We start from the raw sequence: 23280 nt of genomic DNA, 5'->3' as shown, positions 1-23280 counted from the left end.
GCCCCTTAAAAACCCAAACTCGACAACAGGTCGTCAACGTCATCCTGACTGGCCATCACATCTTCCTGATCTTTATGTATTTGAGGACCATGACCCTTTGCATCTTTATCGGCTGGCACTTCGGTATCTTCACCTTTTGTGACAATTCCGGTAATCGCTTCTACCTGACTGGCCATAAAGACCAGATCCACCAAACTGGCTTCCACTTCTTTCACCAGGCCGGTCACTTTGTTAATGACCTGTCCGGTTAAATCCTGAAAGTCCTGTGCCAACAGTATTTCGGTCATGTTGCCCGATAGCTGGCTGGCATCAGAGTCCAGTCGTTTAAAATACTCGTCCAAACGCCAATACAGTTTACGAAACTCGTCCGGGGTCATATCGCGTGCAACCAATCGCTCCCACTCGCGCTTCAACTCCCCGGCTTCTTCCCTCAACGCATCGGCCATCGGCAGGCTTTCTTCGACGAGGTCGAGCGTTTTATTGGCCGCCTTATCCGTCAATTCGACCACATAGCTCAACCGATCGGTCGCGTCAGTCATTTCGGAAATTTCTTCGCCCTTGGAGGAATCGATATGAAAGTTGGTGATGGCGTCATGCAGCGCACGGGTCAGTCTTCCAACTTCCTGATACAAGCCCCGGTCCCGGACATTCTGCATGTCCTGCAATGTGACCAGTGCATCTTCATAATTTCCATCGGAGATCCGATCATGGAGCAACAGCGCTTTCTCGCGTAACAACTCCATAACATCATGCTCTGCCGACAGTTCCGGAGTCCGGGCGTGCTGCAGTTCAACCAACACATTAATGGCTGCATCAATATTGCCCGAGTCGACGTGTTCGACCAGGCGCGGCGCCCGTTCTTTCAGTAACGCCGTAAACTCTTCCGGTCCCTGAGTGACATCACTCATACCTACCCCCGTTTGTTTACGCAAAACACGGTATCAGCCGTCTACGCGCTCAAAAATCTTTTCGATTTTCTCTTTCAGAGCGGCTGCCGTGAAAGGCTTGACGACATAACCGTTAACGCCAGCTTGCGCCGCCGCAACAATCTGATCTCGTTTCGCCTCGGCGGTGACCATCAGGACCGGCACACTTTTCAGCCGCTCATCCGCCCGGATCTTCTGTAACAGCTCAATCCCGGTCATACCCGGCATGTTCCAATCGGTCACAACGAAGTCAAAATCTCCGCTCTGCAGCATCGGCCAGGCAGAGGTTCCATCATCCGCCTCATGTGTATTGGTAAAACCCAGGTCGCGCAGCAGATTTTTAACGATACGTCGCATCGTCGAAAAATCATCAACAACCAGAATTTTCATGTTTTTATCCAAGATGACCTCCTATAGCCTTATCCGGACAGTCGCTACCTTAGTTATAATAGACCCTGCATCAAACCTAGCCAGTTTTTACAAGCAAAGAGCCGTTAGCGGCACTCCACCAGACCTTGATGCATAGATACAGTTCACCTGCCCGTTACAACTGAGTGTTGTATCGACCTTAAAGTTAAAAAATTAACAGAAAAATGAAAATCGTCAGTGCCGGAGAGTTCCGGACACAACCGGGGGGAGATAGTAATGGGAACCGCCTTCGATTTATACCCAGTCACGCATTTTTGAACGCAGCCGCAACGTTGCCTGTGAGTGGATCTGACTGACCCTGGACTCACTAACCCCGAGTACGGCACCGATCTCTTTCAGGTTCAGCTCTTCTTCATAGTAGAGAGACAGAACGATCTGCTCCCGCTCCGGCAGAGCTTTAATCGCTTCAACCAGCTGGTCATTCATCTGACTGCTCTGATGACCAGAATGCGGGGCCATGCCCTCTGACGCATCCGGACGATTTTCGTGATGATCCGAGGGGCTGTTATCGACCAGTTCTTCAAAACTGAACAGTCGTGACCCCTGCGTGTCTTTCATCAGAGTGTAGTATTCATCCAAAGAGACGCCCAGTTCTTGAGCCACCTCATGATCCTGTGCATCCCGTCCTTCACGCATCTCCACGGTGTGGATGGCATCTGATATGCGACGGGAATTACGGTGAACCGACCGGGGGATCCAGTCACCTTTGCGTATTTCATCCAGCATGGATCCTCGAATCCGGATCCCTGCATAGGTTTCAAAACTGGCGCCTTTACTCTGATCATAATTGGCCGCTGCTTCAAACAGGCCAATCATCCCGGATTGAATAAGATCTTCTACGTGAACACTGTCGGGCAGACGAGCCAAGAGGTGATGCGCAATCCGCTTGACCAGAACGCCATAGTCTTCAATTAACTGTTCATAATTCGGACTGCGCTTCGTTTCATACATAGCATAACTCTGAACAGACATATCAGGCGGCTCCGGGACCCTGGATTAACCGCTCCACAAAGAACTCAAGATTGCCCTTTGGCGTGCTGGGCAGTGGCCACTGCGCCACGCGCTGTGCCAATGTTCGGTAAGCCACCGCCGCTTTTGAACGGGGATAGGCTTCGAGAACGGCTTTTTGCCGCTGTACAGCTTTGCGCACAGCTTCATCCATCGGAATGGAGCCACAATACTGAAGCGACACATCCAGAAAACGGTCTGTCACTTTAACCAGTTTATTGTAGAGCAACTGCCCTTCTTTCGGCGTTCTCACCATATTTGAGACGATTCTGAATCGGTTCATTCGGCAATCGCGGTTGAGTACCTTAATCAATGCATAAGCATCAGTAATAGACGTCGGTTCGTCGGTGACTACGACCAGGGCTTCCTGAGTTGCCCGAACAAAACTGGTCACCGTTTTTGAAATACCGGCTGCTGTGTCGATGATCAGAACGTCGATAAAGTCGCCCAGCTCGCTGAAGGCTGAAATGATACCGGCATGTTCTACTTCACCGAGATTCGCCATCTGCTGGGTGCCTGAAGAGGCTGGAATAATTTTAATTCCGGCAGGGCCTTCAACCATCACGTCGGATAATTGAGCTTCCCCATTTAAAACATCGGCAATATTCCGGTTGACGGACAACCCGAGCAATATATCCAGATTTGCCAACCCAAGATCCGCATCCAACAGCACTACACGCTTGCCCTGTTCGGCCAAGCCAATGGCCAAGTTCACCGAAACATTGCTTTTGCCGACACCACCTTTACCACCGGTGACTGAGACTACCTGTACTGGATTCAAACCGTTCATTACCTTCAATTTCCAAACTCCCGACAGTATAGATCAGCCTTCGAAATTTGCTGTCCGATTCCGGCATTTATACAAATGTCTTTCGACCACTGTTCCTGAGCACGCTCTTTCATCAGCCGACATCCGCCAGCCGGGTCGACTCCTGAGTCAAGCCCTTGACCAGACGACGCGTTAATTGGCGGCCATCGGCGACTTCAATGTCCTGCGGGATATTCTGTCCTGTCGTGATGTACCATAACGGCCATCGATTCCTCAACACCGGTTCCAGCGCGCCACCAAAGCTTGCTGACTCATCAACTTTTGACAAAACCACACCATGAAACCGGGGTCCGCGTAATTGACTGATAAACTGACTGACCGCCGACGGTGTCATCGTAGCCGGTAATACCAGTAACGACTGAATACGGTTTGCCAATGCGCCATTGGATGTTTGCTGATTCCAGTGCTTCAGCGCATCCGCGCTGCCGCTGGTATCGATCAACACCAGGCTTTTCGATGACAGGCGTTGCAATGTCTTCTGTAACGAATCCTGTTCGGTGAGCGGATAAAAATCAACACCCAGGATATCGGTCACCGATTTCAGAATTTCCTGCCCGCCAACCTGAAACCAATCCATCGAAACAACCGCAACCGACTCAGCCCCCTGCTTTTTCACAGCATGCGCGGCAAGTTTAGCAATGGTCGTGGTCTTGCCGGCTCCGGTTGGGCCGGTCAAGGCGAAGACACCACCTTGGCTCATTGGCTCATATAACGGCGCAGGCAACGCGGTCGCGATGCGCCCCATTAACTGACGCCAGTTGGTATCGAGGGACTCTTCACGATCATAATGCGTTAACAACTTACGGATAAAGGCGCCACTGAAACCCAGTGCCTGCAATCTTGCTTCAAGTCGTTCATATTGCACCGACATATTGACCGAAGGCGTCGGTTCTTTGAGCTGTTCTGTTTGTTCTTTGAGCAAAACCTTCAAGCCGTCAATTTCCTGACGAAGCAACTCAAAGGAACGTCGATCGGAATCGTTCGGTTTTTCATCGTGCCGATCGGGCAGTGATTCGACCCTGGTGGCTTTTGCTGGTGCTGGTGACTGATTCTGTGCTGGTTTGGACCTTGATTCTGCAGCCGTTTGGCTGGGTGTTTGACCAAAAGCTCGCTTGTTTTTATCCGACATAACAGAAAACAGCTGCTGCATGGTTTCCTGATCCAACGGCTGTGTCGACTCCGGATCCGCTTTAATGATATCCGAAGCAGGCGCCTCCTGCGGTGGCAGGCTGTCCACGTAACGGGCGTAGTCGGCCTCTTCGACACCGGCGACGATTTCCAGTCCGTCACTGAGTCGACGATTCGAAAGAATGACTGCTTCAGGTCCCAGCGTCTCAGAAATCGTCTTCAGACCGACCTGCATGTTTGCGACGGTAAAACGCTTAACTTTCATCCGTTAATCCTCATTGACCGCCAACGGTCGCCACAATGGTTATGTGTTTGTTGTCCGGAATTTCCTGAAAACTCAGAACTTTCAGATTGGGCACACCATGCCGAACGAATCGTGCGAGCAGCATACGCAGTGGTGCGGCCACCAGCAGGATCGCCGGCTTACCTTCGCTGTCCAGCTTCTGCACCATCTCTTGTAATGAGTTCTGCAGCCGATCCGCCATTCCTGGTTCCAGAGCGACACTGTCAAGATTTCCATCAGCGCCGGCCTGTTGAACAGTCTTATGCAACAGCTGTTCCAATCCGCGATCCAACGTCACCACCGGGATCTCTTTTTCGTTGCCGATAATGCTCTGAATGATCAGCCGAGACAGCCCCATCCGCGCTGCGTTGGTTAACACACCAATGTCCTGTGTCTTGGGTTGATGATTGGTAATGGACTCGGCAATCGTTCGCATGTCCCGAATCGGTACTTCTTCAATCAACAGGTTCTGCAGCACTTTGAGCAACTGACTGAGACTCAGTGAGTTGGGTACCAGCTCTTCCGCGAGTTTGGGTGAATGCTTGGCTAACAGATCGACCATTTGCTGAACTTCTTCGTGACCGAGCAGTTCATAGGCATGCTGAGACAACACATGATTGACATGCGTGGCAACAACGGTCGAAGCATCTACAACGGTGTAGCCGAGCGTTTGTGCTTTGTCTTTTTCAGTGGCTGCAATCCAGGTCGCTTCCAAGCCAAAGGCGGGGTCTACCGTTTTAACTCCGTCTAAGGGGCCGAACACCTGCCCCGGGTTAATAGCTAACTCTCGATCCGGATAAACTTCGCCATCGGCGACCGCGACACCCATCAACGTCAATTGATAGACGTTTGGCATCAGGTCGAGATTATCGCGGATGTGGATGCTCGGTACCAGAAACCCCAACTCCTGCGACAGCTTCTTACGAATGCCTTTGATGCGCCCGAGAACCTGACCACCTTGTGAACGATCCACCAGCGGAATCAACCGGTAACCGACCTCGAGGCCGATGATGTCCACCGGTTGCACGTCGTCCCAACTCAGCTCCTTAGTATCGGCAGGCGATTCAACTACGGGCGGCGGACCGTCCAGCTTACCGCCTCCGGCACCACCGGTTTTTGGCAAAGCACCGCTTTTCATCGGCAGTATCGGCTCACCGGTTTCCTGCTTCGCACGCATGTGGATCCACAAAGCCACCAGCGCACAGATCAACGCCAAACCCAGGAATACCAGGTGCGGCATGCCGGGCAGAATCCCCATGGCAAAGAGTACAAAGCCGGTTATACCAAGAGCACGTGGAGTGGCAAACATCTGGTGAATAACCTGGTCGCCGATTTCCTCACTGCTGCTGTTGCGCGTCACCATGATGGCGGCGGCAACCGACAGCAAAAGCCCCGGAATCTGGGCAACGAGGCCGTCACCAATGGTCAACAGCGCGTACTTCTGAACCGCATCGCCAAACTCCAGATCATGCTGCATCATGCCGATCAACAAGCCGCCTACGATGTTAATGAGCAGGATGAGAATACCTGCCACCGCATCACCGCGAACAAACTTAGAAGCACCGTCCATCGAACCATAGAAGTCCGCTTCCTGGGCAATTTCAGAGCGTCGGAGTTTCGCCGTATCGGCGTCAATGAGTCCGGCGTTCAAGTCCGCATCGATGGCCATCTGTTTACCGGGCATGGCGTCCAGGGTAAAGCGAGCACTGACTTCGGATACACGACCGGCACCTTTGGTGACCACCACGAAGTTAATGATCATCAGGATGGCAAACACCACCAGGCCCACGGCATAGTTTCCACCGATGAGCACTTCGCCGAAGGCCTCGATCACTTTACCGGCGGCATCGCCACCTTCGTGACCATACATCAGAACCACTCGGGTTGAAGCGACATTCAGAGATAAACGAAGGAGTGTTGCCACCAGCAAAATGCTGGGGAACACGGCAAAATCCAGAGGTCGTAAAACGTAGATGGTGACCAATAACACCACGATGGCCAACGCAATGTTAAAGGTAAAAAAGGTATCCAGAACGAACGTTGGGACGGGCAGCGTCATCAACCCGAGCAACATTAGGAGCATCAACGGGACACCGAGCAATCGTTGCCCGGCGACACGTGCACCGGCCCCGGTATTTCGCAGGACCGCCTGGCCGTCCACATTGCGTATTTGTTGTCCGGCAGAGCGAACGTTATCAAATAAAGCCATTCGTCAAAATTCAGTCAAATCATAGATTTAACGATGACTATCGCAAAGATCGGGCCAGTCCTGCTTACCTCAGAGCCAATCTCCCGGAGCGATGTAAACCACCCGGCAACGAAGGCCGTCCACAGTGAATCGGCCTTTGTGCTCCTGACCATTCACCTGAACTGGAATCCCCCGCCAGCTTTCTGGCACGCCCAACGTGACCTGTTGCCACTGCGGCTGATAGTGGGTGGCATCAACCGTCAGGTGACATTCGATCCGATCCGAAGCGCGACGATATCCAAAGGTCAGTCGAGCATAACGATTGCCTTCGACCGTTGAGGTCAAACCGTCATCATCCCGATACAACAACCGACCCTCCTGAGCACCATCAACTACGAGCAACCGTAACTCTTTTAACGGACGCGCAGTGGAAGCACGATAAGGCGCCAACGGCAGGATACTCCCGGCTCTTAAATAAAGAGGAATGTCATCCAGGCCGGTTTCAGCCAAATGATAGTTTCCTTCTACCAACCGGTTTTCCTGCACAGAAAACCAGTTTCCCTGATCGGGCAACCTTACGGCACGCGCCAACGTTGCTTCTCTCAAAATAGGCGCCACCAGCATTTGGGAACCGATAAAAAACTGATCACTGATATTGCCTGCGGCGGCGTCTGAGTCATACCAAAACTGAGGACGCATGACCGGTTCACCGGTCTCATTGGCATCACGCATCAACTGGTAAAGATATGGCAAAAGCTTGTAACGCCGATGCATCGCATGGCGAACGCGTGCCAGTGTGGGTTCGTCAAACGTCCAGGGCTCCTGTGCTCGCATACCAATGGAACAATGATTGCGCATAAACGGATAAAAACACCCAAGTTGCATCCAACGGGTAAAGAGCTCAGGACGGGTGTCGTCCATAAACCCTCCGATGTCGGCACCAGCAAAGGCGACCCCGGAGAGTCCGAGGTTCAGCAACATCGGTACACTGAGGCTCAGATGCTCCCAGGACGATCGATTGTCTCCGGTCCAGACCGCGGCGCTGCGCTGAATACCGGCATACCCGGCTCGGGTCAAGACAAAGGGGCGTTGCCCGGTCTGCTCGACAATGGCATTGGCCGTCGCTTGTGACATCAACAACCCATAAGCGTTGTGCACACATGCGTGATCGACCCATTCACCATCGATGCTGTGTTTAGCATCATCGTCCATGGTCATGCGGTCGTTGAAAACCGCCGGTTCATTCATGTCGTTCCAGATTCCCTGGACCCCCATATCGGTAAAATACCGATGCAGGTCCTGCCACCAATGACAGACGTCAGCTTGGAAAAAATCCGGCCAAACCGATTCGCCCGGCCAGACCTGCCCTTTCCATAGAGTCTGATCGGCATTGAGCACAAAAGCACCGCTTTGTACGCCCTGCTGATAAACACGATACTGAGGATCCACTTTCACACCCGGATCAACAATCGGCACGACACGGACGCCCTGCTCAGCAAGATCATCAATCAGCTCCGGCGCTTTACCAAATCGCTCTGGATCAAAGGTAAACACCCGATACCCATCCATATAGAGAATATCCAGATACAACGCGTCCAGGGGCAGATCATGGGTTTTAAACCCGTTCACAATATTCCGGACTTCCGCATCACTTTCATAACTGTGTCGGGACTGGTGATAACCCAATGCCCACTTTGGTGGTAAGAACGGACGACCGGTCAGCCGGGTATAAGCTTCGATCACTTCAGCTGCGGTTTCTCCGGAAAACACATACAAATCCAAGGCACCCGACGCCGCTGACAGGCACACCTCGTCTGTAAAAGTAAAATCGATGACCGTTTCGCCGGGATTATCCAACAGCAACCCCATCCAACCCTGATCAGTTTTCATCAACATAAAAGGAATGGATTGATAAAGCGCATCGGTGGCTTCGGTATGCGGGTCAAATACATCCGAGTTCCAGAAACGCCATCGTTTTCCCTGCTTGTTTAACTCACCGGTTTTTTCACCTAACCCATAGACAGGCCAGGCATCGGGAAAGGCCAGATAAAGATGAACCCACTGTTCAGAGTCCTGATAAAGCCCCCGGGACGTGCGCAAGCCTTGCCGATGCCGGTGCACGGCCACCTGCCAGTGCGCGTCGGGCAGCCATGACCATTCAATCAGGTTTGCCTCTTCAATCCGTTTCAGGGGCTCTGGTTGACTCAACAAGGCGAAGGATCGCGCGACGGGCGAACCGATGCAGACCCGCATCGTATCGGCCGCAATCTGTTGCGCCAGAATGGGATAATGATCATGTTGCAACCGGGTCGATAACCCGGAGGAAATGGGCACACCAAAATCGTCAATCCGTTTCTGGACAGGCCGCCCCTGACCCAGAACCAGCTCAGGTTGTACCGCCAGACTGGAGTGCTTTTGGAGTTCGGTCATGATAAACATCAACGAGTTGTATAGTTGACAAGCATGCTAAACCACCGTGTTCCCCAGCCAAAGGCGGAATCACTGTAAGGTTGATTGCGAGCAAGGTTTTCTGAGTTGGTACAGAAGAAGGTGGAGAACCGGCGACAACACCGGCTCTCCTGAGAATCAGCCCAGTTTGACTTCGTCTTCCCAAATCACGGCTTGGCCTTCAGCCGCCTGAGCGATGCGATTGTAGCGATCTTCAACAGCTGCCCGTCGGATTTTCAACGTCGGCGTCAAAAACTCATTTTCGATGGTCCAGCTGTCTTGAGCCACGATAAGACAGTCGAGCTTTTGGTGGCTTTCCAGCCCGGCATTCACTTCGTGCAACGTTGTCTCCAACGATGGGCGCAATAAGGCTTTGTCTGAATGCATCAGATGTTCCGCCAACACAACCACAGCGACCGGCTGTTTACGTCCGGATCCCATCACACAGATCTGTTCGATATCCGGATTCGATGCTAACGCCGATTCAATCGGTACCGGTGCAACGTACTTGCCTTTGCCGGTTTTAAACTCTTCCTTAACACGACCAATGATCTTAAACGCCCCGTTGTTCAGCAACTGAGCTTTGTCACCGGTACGAAACCAGCCATCCACAAAGGACGCTTCAGTGGCTTCCGGATTTTTATAGTACTGTTTAAAAACCGCGTCGCCACGGATCAGAATCTCACCCTGATCGGACAGCTTCATCTCCACGCAATCACAGGGTCGTCCAATGGTGCCAATCAGTTCCGGATCAAACGGCATGTTCGTACAGGACAAACCTGTTGTTTCAGACATGCCCCACCCTTCGCAGATATCAATCCCAATGGTTCGGTACCATTGCAGAATGCTGGGCGATATTGGCGCGGAACCGGACCCATACAGGCGGGCAGCATCAATACCCAAGCCTTTGCGAATCTTTCGGGCGACGAGCTTGCCGAGAACCGGAATCTTTAAGAGACGAGACAGTTTCTGAGCCGGCATTTTTTCGAACACACCCGTCTGAAAGCGCGTCCAGAGCCGTGGCACCGAGACGAACAAGGTCGGTTGTGCCACTTTCAAATCATCAACAAAGGTGTCGAGCGACTCGACAAAATAAAATGAGGCACCGGCATACAAACCAGGGCCTTCAACAACCCCGCGTTCGGTAATGTGCGCCAAGGGCAGATAAGAAACCATTCGGTCTTCACCGGACGCCTCAAAAGATCGGGCATGGGTATCACTGACGGAGGCATAATTAAGATACGTCAGGACCACACCTTTCGGGTTTCCGGTACTGCCGGATGTGTAGACAATACTCATGGTTTCATCCAGCGTTGGCGCATAGATGTGCTCCATGGGTTCCATATCACGAATCCAATCGCGCCACTGATGTTGTGCCGATACGGTGTCGTATGGATAGGCTATGACCGGGAGTTCACCAGTCAGCACGGCCGAAGCGGCCGCCTTATCGTCCAGTTTGCCGACAAAAACCGCTTTCGCTTCACTGTGCTCAAGAATATAGCGAATGGTTTTCTCACCTGCCGTGGCGTAGATCGGAACGCTGATCATACCGGCCATCATGATGGCCCAATCGGTGATGAACCATTCGGCGGAGTTCTTCGCCAGAATGGCCACCTTATCGCCCTTGGTTAATCCGAGCGACACCAGTCCGGTCGCGACCTGCCGGGCTTGAGTCTCGGCCTGTTTCCAGGTGGTTATTAAAAGCTTTCGATTCACCGGCTGATGCAAAAAAGGTCGATCCGGATGATTTTTGGTATGACGCAGCAATGCTTCCAGTGGTGTTGGGTAGGTCATAATTTGTCCATTTTTCTTGTAGTTGTTTTTTTGATGTCTCGCTCAGCCACTAGGGCCAGCACAGACATTGCCATTTTATAGTTGACCAAGGTTTGGGGTTCTGCAACTGCTTTCTCCGACCTTTGCACGATTTTTGAAATAAGAATGAAATTCATTACATAATCCTGACCGCCGAAGTCGATTGTCGAACTCCAGGCAAAGGTTCATACTTAAGCGATCGCGAAACCATGAGAACTCCCACGTTTTGACTCGCATTAGTGCCCCTCAAGCCCTGATATTTTCAATAAGTACGTTAATCGTCTCTCTTCTGGTCAATATCCTGCTTTATCAGAGCCATAACGATAAAAACGCAGAGCTGGCCGAACAGGCACAAACGATTACCGAGTTGAATGACCAGCTGACGCAACAACGTCAATTGAAGTCCACTCAGTTTGCCCGTCTCGATGAGATGACCGGACAACAGACGGAACTGGCAAGCATTATCCAACAGCTCCAGGGTGAGCTGAAAACCCTCAGCCAACAACAACAATCGTCGGCTGAAACGGCCCGACAGGCCCAGCAACAACTGGCAACAGCCCGCAGCCGTATTCAAACTCTGGATCAGGAGTTAAAGACCGCCCAACAGAGTCTGGAGCAAGCCAGAGTAACGATCCACAATCAACAACGGGCGCTGCGACAAACGTCAGCAACTCAGGCATCCGTATCAACGGAGTTATCCACAGAACTTGCCGCGCAATTGAGTTCGTATGACAGAGACATCAGCATCACGACAGCGGCCGACGGTACGACTCTGATCAATATCCCGTTAACACTGTTGTTTGCCAATACAAATCTGGACCTGGCAAACGACGCTGAGACTGTTTTAACGTCGTTATCCGAAGTGCTGAAGCAGCACCCGGACCGACGGGTTCAGGTCATCGGACACGCGGATGCACGACCCATCGTCTCGGATCTTGCTCAAACTTACCCAACCAACTGGGAACTGAGTTCCGCCCGCGCCAGTCGCGTGGTGACGTTTCTGATCGATCAGGGCGTTTCTGATCATCGCTTGCTGGCTTCCGGACGTGCCGCCAATCAGCCGGTCCGTGACGGTGCTAACGAAGAAGACTGGTCCGTAAACCGCCGGATCGAGGTACAGATTCAATAACCCCGGACGCTTGCCGGTACGATTCTGATGAACGGCTTCGCTCAGTCCGACTTCCGGGCGCTTGGAGGCTCTGGCTGAGTCGGCAGGCGCCCAATGATTACCGAACAGGTCAGCCACAGTGCGGCTAACAGAGCTTTTAAAGCGTTCGGATCGACAACGACAATTGACAGTCCAAAGGTCAACGCCACGATAGCCAGCGCTCGTCGTTTCGCCGTTTTTTCAATATACCGCCCGGTCTCCCAGTTGCGGATTAAAGAACCAAACAGGCGACTGTGAATCAGCCATTGGTGGAACCGGGGAGACGTTTTCGCGAAACAGGCGGCTGCCAGCAGCATGAACGGTGTGGTGGGCAACACCGGTATTACGACGCCCACCGCGCCGAGCCCAAAAGCGATCCAGCCACCCACAAACACCAGCGCATGAGTCAATCGGGTCAAGACAGATAACCCCAGGCCAGCAACTGACGATAAGCATGTTCGGCCTGTTCGCCCTGCTGAACCTGCTGCAAGAACGTGCGATAAGCCTCAGCAGCCGGGGGCTGTTGCCCCATTTGCTCGTAACTGTAGCCGATAAAAAAATCGACCATCGGGTTGCCGGGCAGTTTCAACTGATATTGACGATAAGCGGACAGTGCAGCATCTGGCTCACCGACATCAAGATAATTGGCGCCGAGCATGTAAAGGGGTAATGCTTCGGTTGGTTTCAATGTCTGAGCTTTCTGCAAATCGGCCACTGCAGATCGAGACCGCCCCTGCCCCATGTTCGATTTCGCTGAGATGATCCACAGCGCATAATCATCGTCCCGAATCCGACGCGCCTGGTCTAACGCTTGATCAGCTTGTTGAAACTCACCCGCAGAGACAGCCAGGTCAGCATTGGCCAGCGTTTTAATGAGCGTTCGCTCTTTTCGCAGCGCCGCGGTGTAATCCATATACCGCTCCCGGCCTAAGTCGCGACCTTGTTGATTCTGATAAACCGTCTGCACCTGCTCACGGGCATTGGCGACACGTTCAGCACTCATGGGATGGCTCGAGAACATAATCTGCAAAGCGCCAGGCTGTGCGTCGTGCAAAGTATTCAGCATCGCCATGAGCTCAATCATCCCCTTGGGATTGGCACCGGCAGCCACGGCATAGTCGAGACCCAAGCGGTCAGCTTCGCGCTCATTGTTGCGGCTGTACTTGGCCAACAGGGCCGTGGCGCTGATGGCACCAACGCCGGCGACCAGCGACTGAGCATTTTCGTTGCTCACAGCACCAGCCGCCAAACCAACAGCAGCCTGCGCCAAAAGCCCTTTTGTCGCTCGTTCGGCCGAGTGCCGGGCGTTCACATGTCCAATTTCATGTCCCAACAAGGCCGCCAGCTCGGCTTCGGAGTCGAGCTCCACCAAAATTCCACGAGTCACAGCCATACTGCCGCCAGGAAAGGTGTAGGCATTAACATGATTAGCATCAAGCACCCGAAAACTGTAAGGCATTTGGGGGCGATGACTGGTTCGGGTGATCGCAGCCCCAACCTGAGAGACGTATCGATTTAATCGGGTATCGTCGTTGGCGCCATAGTCCGCCGAAAACTGATGCGGGCTCTGCTGTCGATCGATCTCAATTTCCTGCTCTTCACTGACCAGGGAAAACACCGACTCACCGGTGACCGGATCGTACGCACAGCCAGACAATGCGGGCGGTACCACAACAGCCCCAGCCGCCAGTCCGGTAAACCACAAAAAATCTCGTCTTTCCACGTTCTTCGCTCCCTTTTTAAGGCCGTTTTTTCAACATACCAGTGGTAGAGAAAAAGTATACCGGGAATCATAAGTCACTGAATATTTTCGAAAAAATATTGCATTCATCGATCTGAATGGTAATATGCGCCCCGCTTTCGACATGAGCGATGTGTCCCGTTCGTCTAGTGGCCTAGGACACCGCCCTTTCACGGCGGTAACAGGGGTTCGAGTCCCCTACGGGATGCCACTTTCTGCTGATGTCACACCTATGCGTCCCGTTCGTCTAGTGGCCTAGGACACCGCCCTTTCACGGCGGTAACAGGGGTTCGAGTCCCCTACGGGATGCCACTTTCTCTTCGCTCACCAATCGGTGAGATTTGCCCGGTTCGACGTTTTAGCTGTCTTCATTCAGACGTTCGATCGTTGTCGCCAGTTTCAAGATAATCTGATCTTTAATCTTTTCTCGCGCACTGACGGCCAGTCGGTTCAGTAGTGTCTGATCCACTCTGAGTAATGCACACATTCGTGAGGCGGTTACGTAACTCGTCCGCGGCGTGTTCAACACAAAACCGATTTCACCAAAGATGTCTCCGGGTGTCAGTTCCGCCAGCAACCGACCACCCGGCTCTAGTTCAACGCGCACACTGCCGCTCAGTAGCACATAAAAACAGGTGTCCTTAGCGCCTTTCTCGATGACTGGCTCCCCGGGATCGGCCACAAAAATCTGCGCGGACCGGATAATCTGCTCTCGTTCATCAAGTGTAATGCGGTTAAAAAACGGGATTTGATCCATCAGGGTTAACAGCCGGCTGGACGGCAGTTGATGTGTCCGCTTCATGTTTGCAGATCCTCAGAAGACATCCCATTGAGCATAGCCCAGTCGAAAGACAACATCAGTGAACGGTTGCGCAAGTGCACACCCTCGAACACAATACCCCGACTTTTTTACCGGGTGGTCCCTACATGATTTCCAAATGGTCCGTACGCTTTTATCAGATGGCCAAACTGGTCAGCTCCTGGAGCAAAGACCCCTCGACCCAGGTCGGCGCCGTCATTACTGAACAAAACCGCATTGTGTCACTCGGCTTTAACGGCTACCCCCATGGGATATCGGACAGCGCCGAGACCGACGATCGGGAGATGAAGCTCTTAAAAACCCTGCACGCAGAAGAAAATGCCATTCTGTTTGCAAAACGGAATCTGGACGATTGCGACATCTGGGTCACCCACTTTCCCTGCCCGAACTGTGCGGCCAAGATCATTCAAACCGGCATCAGCACCGTACACTGTCCGGAGCAATCTGAGGACTTTTTGTCGCGCTGGGGTGAAAAAATCAAAATCAGTGAGGACATGCTCGCTCAGGCCGGCGTTACCATCGATTGGTTGCCGCTGGCCGACCTGGAGCACCTGTAGAATCAGGCAGCCCCGGTGAAGCTGCCCGCCTTGGTTACGGCCCCGTTCTGAAACGATGAACCGCCTTATCAAGGTCGGTGGCGACACTGCTGAGCGAATGCACACCGTCGGCCACCTGCTGCACAATTTGAGTGGTTTCCGTTGTCAGCTCACCAATGGCCTGCATCAATCGGCTCATCTCCTCAGTCGTCGCGCTCTGCTCTTCTGCAGCGGCAGCAATGGAGACATTGGCTGAACTGAGACTCTGCATCTGGGTCATAAAGGCGTTGAACTTATCCCCAGAGTCCTGCGCCGTTTTGGCGACGTTTTCTGTGGTATCTCGCGATAAAGAAATGGTCGATACCGCTTCAGTCGACTGACCCTGAATGCTGTCAATCTTCGCACGAATTTCTTCAGTCGACGATTGCGTCCGGTTAGCCAGGGTACGAACCTCATCGGCGACGACGGCGAAGCCGCGACCCTGTTCGCCAGCCCGAGCCGCTTCAATGGCGGCGTTCAGGGCCAATAGATTGGTCTGTTCGGCAATGTTCTGGATGGTTTCAAGAATGCTTTCAATGCTGGCAACGCCCTGATCCAGATTATGAATCACGTCGACGGCCCCCTGCATACGGCTATTCAGATCAGCAATCGACGAAACGGTCTGTGAAATGCCCTGATTGATCTTTCCTGCTTCGGCTTCGCCGGCCTGCATTTCCTGACTGGTGTGTTCTGCCGTTCGGGCCACTTCCTTGATCGATTCCGACATTTCACCGATGGAATGAACGGACTGAGCGACTTCCTGCTGTTGCTGACCGGTTTTCACCTGAGTCTGCTCGGCCAGTTCGCTGGTCCGATTGGCTACATCGTTCACGCGTTGCGATTGCGCGGCAATGTCCAAGACCACTTCACGCAGCTCACCGACCAATTGATCCATGGCGCGACTGATGTCGCCAATTTCGTCATTACCATAGCGATCCATCGTAGTGGTCAGGTCACCGTGCCCAACCTTCTGAATAAAACTGCGCAGCTTTTTCAGTGGACGACGGATGGACTGCACCACCAGAACACTGATGCCCACACTGACCAGAATAATAATGAGCACGGAGGCAATCAGGGTCAATTGTGCCGTTTCCCGACTGTCGTGAGCCTCATCCGAAGCATTGCGTGAGACCAGGGTCATCTGTGCCGCGATATCATTCAGCGAACTGACATTGGAGTTGAGCTGTTGTTGAATCTCTTCTAATCGAGAGCTTAACGACGCCCTCAACTGGAGATATTGGTTCTGTATCGGCCCGATACCATCACTAACAGTCACCGCCTCAACCAATGTGGACGTCAGCGAGGCGACTTCCTGCATGTTCTCCTGGAAAAACGCATCGTTGCGGGCAAAACCAAGCATGCGAAAGCCCAGCGCTCCATAATCGTCCGAGAACTCCCGAAACAACTCCTGTGCCGCCTGAAAATCACTCAGATTACTGGCGAACGTCATCTGCAATGCCAAACTGCCGCCACGCTCAACCAGGCTTTTGGTCTCATAGGCCAGCTCTTTGGCGGCAGGATCGAAAGATTCCCGCACAAAGATATCGAGCGCGACGGACAACTGTTCATTCAGTTCTATAACTTCCTGGCGCTTTTGTTCAATGAGTTGCAAGTCATTCAGATTTCGTTGATAGGCAGCCATGCTGGTTTCGACGGTTTCTAACAGCTCATTAAGCGATGCCTCCATTGCCTGCAACTGCTCCGCCACCTGTTCGATTCCGTCATACTCGATACGTGACAGCTGAGCAGTTACGCGTTCACCGTGTGTTCTGTATAGACGTTTCGCCGACTCGTAATCGGCCTGAATCCGCTCCAGTGCATCGACATCCCGTTCGTTAAAAAAATTAGAAACCAGTCTTGCCAGGTTCACAGATTCCACTTGAAGCCCGGCGACAGCCTCTTCGGCAGGAGCAACATCATCAACAATAATATCGAGTCGATATTGAATGGTTTGCATGGAACTCAGACTAACAGCGGTAATGAGCAACACCCCCAGACACACTGCGGCAAATCCGACGTACAACCTTGCGGCGACCGTCAGGCGGAGACCATTTTTCATCGGCAGGCCCTTCTCGTTATGTAATGGCATCGAGTCGGTCGGACTCGGTTAGCTTCCGAGTCCGACACGTATAGTAACTATAGCTGCACTCGTCGAAAAAACTTTAGAAGGAGGTCAACAGAGGCCTGATCTGCATCAGAACAGGTCTCATTACCTGCAGATAATCATCGATTGGAATCATGCCCTGAGACCACTTCGACGCCACGCACGGCCCTCTGCCAACCGATATACAGCTTCTCGGCGGTCATGGTCGACATACTGGGTTCGAAGGTTTTTTCCAGCTGCCAGATGTGCTGAATATCGGCAATCGATTCATACAATCCCAACTGTAAGCCGGCAAGGAATGCCACACCCATGGCTGTTGTTTCAGTCACTGCGGGCCGATCGACCTGATGATTGACAATGTCAGACATGAACTGCATCGCCCAATCATTGACAACCATACCGCCATCAACACGAATGCCTTTAAGCGCTGGTACGCCATCGCGCTTCATGGCTTCGATGAGATCTCGTGTCTGATAACCCACACTCTGAAGGCCGGCAGTCACGATGGCTGACGGGCCGGTATCGCGTGTCATTCCTACAATGGCACCGCGTGCATCCGGGTTCCAATAAGGCGCACCCAGCCCGGTAAATGCCGGAACCAGATAAACCGATTGCTGTTGCCCTATCTCTTCGGCCATCGACGAAGATTCCGAAGCATGTTTCAGCAGCCCGATCCCATCGCGCAGCCACTGCATCGTGGCCCCGGCCATAAAAATACTGCCTTCCAGGGCATAGGTGGTTTTACCGTTTAAGCGATAGCCAACCGTCGTCAACAACTTGTTCGTCGACTTGAGCGGCGAGTCGCCGGTATTCACCATCATAAAACAACCGGTGCCATAGGTACTTTTTACCATGCCCGGTTCAAAGCAGGCCTGTCCGAAGAGCGCAGCATGCTGGTCACCCGCGATACCCGCAATCGGGATCTCAGCATCGAACCATTGAGCGTCGGTTGTCCCGAAATTGTCTGCACTGTCCCGAACTTCCGGCAGCATGGACTCAGGTACGCCAAATAGCTGCAACAGTTCCGGATCCCACTGTTGTGTACTGATGTTGAACATCAACGTTCGGGAGGCATTGGTAGCATCAGTCGCATGCACGGTACCGTTGGTCAGGCGCCACAACAGGAAGCTGTCGACCGTTCCAAACAACAGTTGCCCCTTTTCGGCTTTCTCTCTGGCGCCGGACACATGCTTCAGAATCCAACGGAGTTTACTGCCGGAGAAATAAGGGTCCATTAACAGCCCGGTCTTGCGGGTTACGATGGCTTCAATGCCGTCTTTTTTCTGACGCTGACAAAAATCCGAGGTCCGACGATCCTGCCAGACAATGGCGTTGCACACCGGCTCACCGGTTTCTTTATCCCAAACGATGGTCGTTTCACGCTGATTGGTGATCCCAATCCCACGCACCCGGCTTACGTCCACCTGCGACAACACTTCTTTGCACACAGACAGAGTCGTGTTCCAGATGTCTTCCGGATCGTGTTCGACCCAGCCATTCTTGGGGAAGATCTGGCGAAACTCTTCCTGGGCACTGAACTGCACGTCTCCATTCAGGTTAAACAGAATTGCACGGGAACTGGTGGTTCCCTGATCAATCGCCATGATCAGATCGCTCATGGTGGCCTCCATTGTTGTGATTATTCTTGGAATATCCGCCCATCCTAATGGGCCGGGGTCACATCGTCCACGACTGAACGCGCCGGACAATAAGACAACCATCGTCTTTCGGGCACTTTGATTAACCCACGCTAAACTTGTCGAAAAATGCTTTTTTAAACGAAACACTTGAAAACGTTACCAAGCAAAACCATAATGGCCCAAAGCCTACATAAATCCAACAAATACAGGGCAAAAAAGTGCAGAAAAACTATACCCAAACCTGGTCTCAGCGGGCCGTACCATGGCTTTTCATGGCTCCTGCCCTGGCCTTATTTCTTGTCTATGTGATCCTTCCGATCATCCAATCAATTTCCATGAGTTTTTACCAATGGGACGGCATTGGTGATAAGGTTTTCATCGGTTTTCAAAACTATGTCGACCTCTATTACGACCCCCAGTTCTGGACAAGTCTCTGGAACAACATACTGTGGTTACTGTTCTTCATGCTGGCGGTTCCGTTTGGCCTGGGCATCGCCCTGTTTCTGAACCAACAGGTGCTGGGCATTCGTGCCGTTAAATCCCTGTTCTTCTTTCCATTTGTGATTTCTCAGGTCATCGTCGGGATTGTCTTCGCCTGGTTTTACGATCCGGGCTATGGTTTGCTGCAGGACATTCTTGCTCTGTTTGGCGCAGGTCCACTGCCGGTATTGGCGGATGAAGCTCTGGTCACTTACGGCATCATCGCTGCCGGCCTCTGGCCACAGGTGGCCTACACCATGATTCTATTCCTGACCGGCTTGAATAACCTCAGCCCAGAACAGATTGAAGCCGCCCGTATGGATGGCGCCAAAGGCTGGACCATGTTGTGGCACGTCATTCTTCCACAGCTACGACCGGCAACCTTCATTGCCATTGTCGTCACTATTATCGGAGCGTTGCGCTCTTTTGATCTGGTCGCGTCTATGACGTCCGGCGGCCCGTATGGCAGCTCATCCGTTCTCGCCTACTTCATGTATGAGCAGGCGATCTTCAACTACCGCATGGGCTACGGTGCGGCTATTGCCACCGTTCTGTTCCTGATCATGCTGGTGTACATCGCCTTTTTCCTGTGGCGCATGCTGCAGCAAGAACGATAACGGAGGAGTCAAAGATGTTTCCAACCCCTATAGAAAAGACGGCTCCGTGGACCCGCATCAGTTATAAAATTGCACTGCCCTTATCAATTATCCTGTGGCTGTTGCCACTGGCGGCCATCCTGATGACCTCGGTTCGGTCCATGGGTGACATTAATGCAGGGAATTACTGGGGCTTGCCCACTGAATGGAACATTGTCGAAAACTACACGTCAGTCTTTGCCAATACGGCAATGGGGCGTTATCTGCTCAACAGTGTGCTGGTAACCCTGCCGGTCATGGTCGGCTCGGTCTTCCTCGCGACACTGGCGGGTTTTGCGCTGGCTAAGTACAAGTTTCGCGGCAACCTGGCCATGTTCGCCCTGTTCATCGGAGGCAACTTTGTTCCTTTTCAAATCTTGATGATTCCGGTTCGGGACCTGACCATCCAACTGGGTCTTTACGATTCTGTCTGGGCTCTGATCATTTTCCACACAGCCTTCCAGACCGGTTTCTGCACCCTGTTCATGCGCAACTTCATTGTTGGGATTCCGGATGAGTTGATTGAAAGCTGTCGACTCGAAGGCGCCAGTGACTGGAAGATTTTCTACTCCATCGTACTGCCACTGGTTCGCCCGGCGTTGGCCGCTCTGGCGGTCTTGATTTTCACCTTCGTCTGGAACGACTACTTCTGGGCATTGGTGCTGGTGCAGTCTGATGAGGTTCGACCGGTGACCGCGGGCATCAGTGCGCTGCGTGGACAATGGCTGGCATCCTGGAACCTGATTTCAGCTGGCTCGGTGGTAGCCGCTTTACCACCGGTCATTCTGTTTTTCGCGATGCAACGTCATTTCATCGCGGGCCTGACACTCGGTGCAACAAAAGGTTAACGCCATGCGATATCTGCATACACGTCAAAGCACCCTGTTGATCCGAGACGATGTGTTCTGCCCACACATCGTCTACTTCGGTCCCAAACTGGAAGAGCCTCAAGATCCGGCGGCACTGGCTGTATTATTGGAACCGGCCATCATCCAGGGCGGAATCGATGAGCAACCGATTCTCAGTATTGCACCGAGCTATGCCGATCCGACCTTTATGAACCCGGCGATCCGGATTCATCAGGATCGTCAGGGCTGGGCGCCACAATGGCAGATCAAAGACGTTAACTCTGACCAGACAACGCTAAGTTATCGCTTGGTCGATCCAAAAACCGGTTTGGAGCTTCGCTGGACGGCTACCGCCTGTGTCGAAAACGATGTATTCAGTTTTGATGTCGACCTCATTCAGACCGGTGACCAGCAAGTTTCCCTGGAACAATGGCTCACGACTCTTCCGGTGCCCACGCCACTGACCAAAGCGACCACCTTTACCGGGCGCTGGATTCAGGAATTTCAACCTCGTCATCATCAAATTGATTTCGGCACATTGGAGTTCACCAATCTCAAAGGCCGCACATCTCACGATCACTTCCCGGGAGTGATACTCAGCAGTCGCCAAAGCGATGAAACCCATGGCGAATGCCTGGGGCTGCATCTGGGCTGGAGTGGTAACCATTGCCAGCGCATCGAGCGCAGTCAGAACGGTCTGACACAATATCAAGCCGGGGTCGCGTTCATGCCCGGTGAAATGGTGCTGAAACCTGGTGATACCTTTACCGCGCCGACCCTTTACGCCACCTACTCCACCTCCGGTTTGGCGGGGATTGCTGAGCACTTTCAATCATTCGTCCGCAATCACATTCTGACATTGACGGACAAACCCCGCCCGGTTCACATCAATACCTGGGAGGCGCTGTATTTTGACCATGACCAAACGGCTCTGGACAGTCTGGCCAAGGCGGCTCATCAGGTTGGTGCCGAGCGTTATGTACTCGACGATGGCTGGTTCCCGGCGCGTCGGAACGACACAGCGGGGTTGGGTGATTGGGTCATCGACACACAGGTTTATCCGGACGGTTTTACCCCGCTGATCAAAACGCTGAACGAGCAGCAGCTGAGTTTCGGCTTGTGGTTCGAGCCTGAAATGGTGAACGAAGACTCACAGCTGTTTCGCGACCACCCGGAATGGGTACTGGCGATCGATGGGCAGGTTCAAGCCAAAGGACGCAACCAGTGGGTGCTCGACATCACCCGGAAAGAGGTTCAGGAATATCTATTGAATCAGATCAGCAATCTGCTGCGTGATCATCCCATCGAATACATCAAATGGGACATGAACCGGGATCTATTACAGGCAGGTAATGCCCAGGGTACGGCGGCCTACTACGATTACGTCAACAGCCTTTATCACCTGCTCGACGAGCTGAGAGAACGCTTCCCACAGGTGGAAATTGAAAGCTGCTCTTCCGGTGGTGGTCGTATGGATTATGGTATTTTGCGTTACACCCAACGCTTCTGGCTGAGCGACTGCAACGATGCTCATGAACGTCAGATTATGCAGCAGTGGGCCAGTCTGTTCTTTCCGGTCGAGGTATTAGGCAGCCATATCGGTCCCACATACAGCCACACAACCAGTCGTTCACATCCGCTACCGGTCAGAGCCGGTACGGCCCTGTTTGCACACATGGGCATTGAATGGGACGTCCGGGAAGCAACCAACGAAGAACAACAGCAACTGGCAAACTGCATTGGGCTGTACAAAGAATGGCGTCACTTCATCCATTCGCAGATCCGTCGACCGATGACCGGCAGTGATGAAAACCAGATCGCCTTTTACGTTGGCAACGCCGACACCCAGCTCATCAGCGTTTTTCAACGTGAGGTTCCTGTCTCAGGTCGACCGGTGCCATTGAGGCTGAATGGCCTGATTAACAATGCCGACTATAGTGTCAGCCTGTTGCTGCAACCTGAACATACCGGCCACCTGATGAAACGCAAACCAGCCTGGATGACAAAGCCAGAAGAAGGGTTCCAGGGGAATGCACTGATGCAAATCGGCTTACCATTGCCGATTCTCGACCCGGAATCGCTGATTGTTATCAAGGTCGAAAAACGATGACGTATTGCTGTATGGCTGCACACTTGCAGTCGTCGCAACCGAGTTTGATCACATTGATCGAACCTGGCATGGGTTTGGAAAGTCCCATTAAAACTTTCCCTCACTATATTCGGAACGATTAATCCGGTT

Annotated in this window: 19 protein-coding genes and 2 tRNA genes; 7 read left to right on the top strand and 14 right to left on the bottom strand. The window is 52.7% G+C overall.

Going from position 1 to position 23280, the window contains the following annotated elements; genetic code table 11:
- Positions 1 to 5: 5 nt before the first annotated feature.
- The 9 genes from MED297_RS16725 to MED297_RS22155 form a co-directional block, all read right to left on the bottom strand.
- Positions 6 to 908 (bottom strand): protein phosphatase CheZ, encoded by a 903-nt coding sequence (locus MED297_RS16725; protein WP_008047024.1) that lies wholly within the window; start codon positions 906 to 908, stop codon positions 6 to 8.
- A 33-nt stretch (positions 909 to 941) separates the two neighbouring features.
- A complete protein-coding gene (cheY, locus tag MED297_RS16720; RefSeq protein WP_008047023.1) occupies positions 942 to 1316 on the bottom strand; it encodes a chemotaxis response regulator CheY in 375 nt (124 codons plus the stop codon).
- A 273-nt stretch (positions 1317 to 1589) separates the two neighbouring features.
- On the bottom strand, positions 1590 to 2306 hold the full coding sequence (locus MED297_RS16715; protein WP_008047020.1) for an RNA polymerase sigma factor FliA: 717 nt from the start codon (positions 2304 to 2306) through the stop codon (positions 1590 to 1592).
- A 22-nt stretch (positions 2307 to 2328) separates the two neighbouring features.
- Complete coding sequence (locus tag MED297_RS16710) at positions 2329 to 3153, bottom strand: MinD/ParA family protein (protein WP_008047018.1); 825 nt, start codon at positions 3151 to 3153, stop codon at positions 2329 to 2331.
- Between the two features lie 112 nt (positions 3154 to 3265).
- Complete coding sequence (gene flhF, locus MED297_RS16705; protein ID WP_008047017.1) at positions 3266 to 4585, bottom strand: flagellar biosynthesis GTPase FlhF; 1320 nt, start codon at positions 4583 to 4585, stop codon at positions 3266 to 3268.
- Between the two features lie 10 nt (positions 4586 to 4595).
- Positions 4596 to 6812 (bottom strand): flagellar biosynthesis protein FlhA, encoded by a 2217-nt coding sequence (gene flhA / locus MED297_RS16700; RefSeq protein WP_008047015.1) that lies wholly within the window; start codon positions 6810 to 6812, stop codon positions 4596 to 4598.
- 69 nt (positions 6813 to 6881) lie between these two features.
- Complete coding sequence (locus MED297_RS16695; RefSeq protein ID WP_161599313.1) at positions 6882 to 9221, bottom strand: glycoside hydrolase family 31 protein; 2340 nt, start codon at positions 9219 to 9221, stop codon at positions 6882 to 6884.
- Between the two features lie 156 nt (positions 9222 to 9377).
- The gene (locus MED297_RS16690) at positions 9378 to 11033 is read right to left on the bottom strand and encodes an AMP-binding protein (protein WP_008047013.1); all 1656 of its coding nucleotides are present in this window, start codon (positions 11031 to 11033) and stop codon (positions 9378 to 9380) included.
- Entirely contained in the window at positions 11030 to 11188 is a 159-nt protein-coding gene (locus tag MED297_RS22155; protein ID WP_008047012.1) for a hypothetical protein, read from the bottom strand. The genes MED297_RS16690 and MED297_RS22155 overlap by 4 nt, the downstream gene beginning before the upstream one ends.
- A gap of 89 nt (positions 11189 to 11277) precedes the next feature.
- On the opposite strand from MED297_RS22155, the gene MED297_RS16685 reads away from it, so the two are divergent.
- Positions 11278 to 12180 (top strand): OmpA/MotB family protein, encoded by a 903-nt coding sequence (locus MED297_RS16685; RefSeq protein WP_008047011.1) that lies wholly within the window; start codon positions 11278 to 11280, stop codon positions 12178 to 12180.
- Between the two features lie 41 nt (positions 12181 to 12221).
- Here the strand turns inward: MED297_RS16685 and MED297_RS16680 are convergent, their stop codons facing one another.
- Together MED297_RS16680 and MED297_RS16675 are read right to left on the bottom strand one after the other, a co-directional pair.
- A complete protein-coding gene (locus MED297_RS16680; protein WP_008047010.1) occupies positions 12222 to 12617 on the bottom strand; it encodes a YbaN family protein in 396 nt (131 codons plus the stop codon).
- On the bottom strand, positions 12614 to 13921 hold the full coding sequence (locus tag MED297_RS16675; protein WP_040557475.1) for a M48 family metalloprotease: 1308 nt from the start codon (positions 13919 to 13921) through the stop codon (positions 12614 to 12616). The genes MED297_RS16680 and MED297_RS16675 overlap by 4 nt, the downstream gene beginning before the upstream one ends.
- A gap of 153 nt (positions 13922 to 14074) precedes the next feature.
- Here MED297_RS16675 and MED297_RS16670 point away from each other — a divergent pair.
- Both MED297_RS16670 and MED297_RS16665 read left to right on the top strand, forming a co-directional pair.
- Positions 14075 to 14150: transfer RNA gene (locus tag MED297_RS16670), tRNA-Glu, on the top strand.
- A 25-nt stretch (positions 14151 to 14175) separates the two neighbouring features.
- A tRNA-Glu gene (locus MED297_RS16665) sits at positions 14176 to 14251 on the top strand.
- Positions 14252 to 14297: 46 nt separating this feature from the next.
- Here MED297_RS16665 and MED297_RS16660 read toward each other — a convergent pair.
- Complete coding sequence (locus MED297_RS16660) at positions 14298 to 14741, bottom strand: cyclic nucleotide-binding domain-containing protein (protein WP_008047008.1); 444 nt, start codon at positions 14739 to 14741, stop codon at positions 14298 to 14300.
- Positions 14742 to 14866: 125 nt separating this feature from the next.
- Between MED297_RS16660 and MED297_RS16655 the strand changes: the two genes are divergently transcribed.
- Positions 14867 to 15316, top strand: coding sequence for a dCMP deaminase family protein (locus MED297_RS16655; RefSeq protein ID WP_008047007.1), 450 nt, complete (start codon positions 14867 to 14869; stop codon positions 15314 to 15316).
- 34 nt (positions 15317 to 15350) lie between these two features.
- Here the strand turns inward: MED297_RS16655 and MED297_RS16650 are convergent, their stop codons facing one another.
- A complete protein-coding gene (locus tag MED297_RS16650; RefSeq protein WP_161599312.1) occupies positions 15351 to 17393 on the bottom strand; it encodes a methyl-accepting chemotaxis protein in 2043 nt (680 codons plus the stop codon).
- Positions 17394 to 17557: 164 nt separating this feature from the next.
- A complete protein-coding gene (gene glpK, locus MED297_RS16645; protein ID WP_040557474.1) occupies positions 17558 to 19057 on the bottom strand; it encodes a glycerol kinase GlpK in 1500 nt (499 codons plus the stop codon).
- A gap of 293 nt (positions 19058 to 19350) precedes the next feature.
- On the opposite strand from glpK, the gene MED297_RS16640 reads away from it, so the two are divergent.
- The 3 genes from MED297_RS16640 to MED297_RS16630 are packed head-to-tail and all read left to right on the top strand — an operon-like array spanning position 19351 to position 23151.
- The gene (locus MED297_RS16640; RefSeq protein WP_083779475.1) at positions 19351 to 20175 is read left to right on the top strand and encodes a carbohydrate ABC transporter permease; all 825 of its coding nucleotides are present in this window, start codon (positions 19351 to 19353) and stop codon (positions 20173 to 20175) included.
- Positions 20176 to 20189: 14 nt separating this feature from the next.
- Positions 20190 to 21041 carry a carbohydrate ABC transporter permease gene (locus tag MED297_RS16635; protein ID WP_008047002.1) on the top strand — a complete coding sequence of 284 codons (852 nt, stop codon included), beginning with the start codon at positions 20190 to 20192 and terminating at the stop codon, positions 21039 to 21041.
- Positions 21042 to 21045: 4 nt separating this feature from the next.
- Positions 21046 to 23151, top strand: coding sequence for an alpha-galactosidase (locus tag MED297_RS16630; protein ID WP_008046999.1), 2106 nt, complete (start codon positions 21046 to 21048; stop codon positions 23149 to 23151).
- The last annotated feature ends 129 nt before the right edge of the window (positions 23152 to 23280 follow it).

The sequence above is a fragment of the Reinekea blandensis MED297 genome (genome assembly GCF_000153185.1).
GTDB lineage: Bacteria > Pseudomonadota > Gammaproteobacteria > Pseudomonadales > Natronospirillaceae > Reinekea > Reinekea blandensis.
The sequence above is the reverse complement of the archived record's forward strand: the minus strand, read 5'-3'. Positions and strand labels throughout refer to the sequence as shown.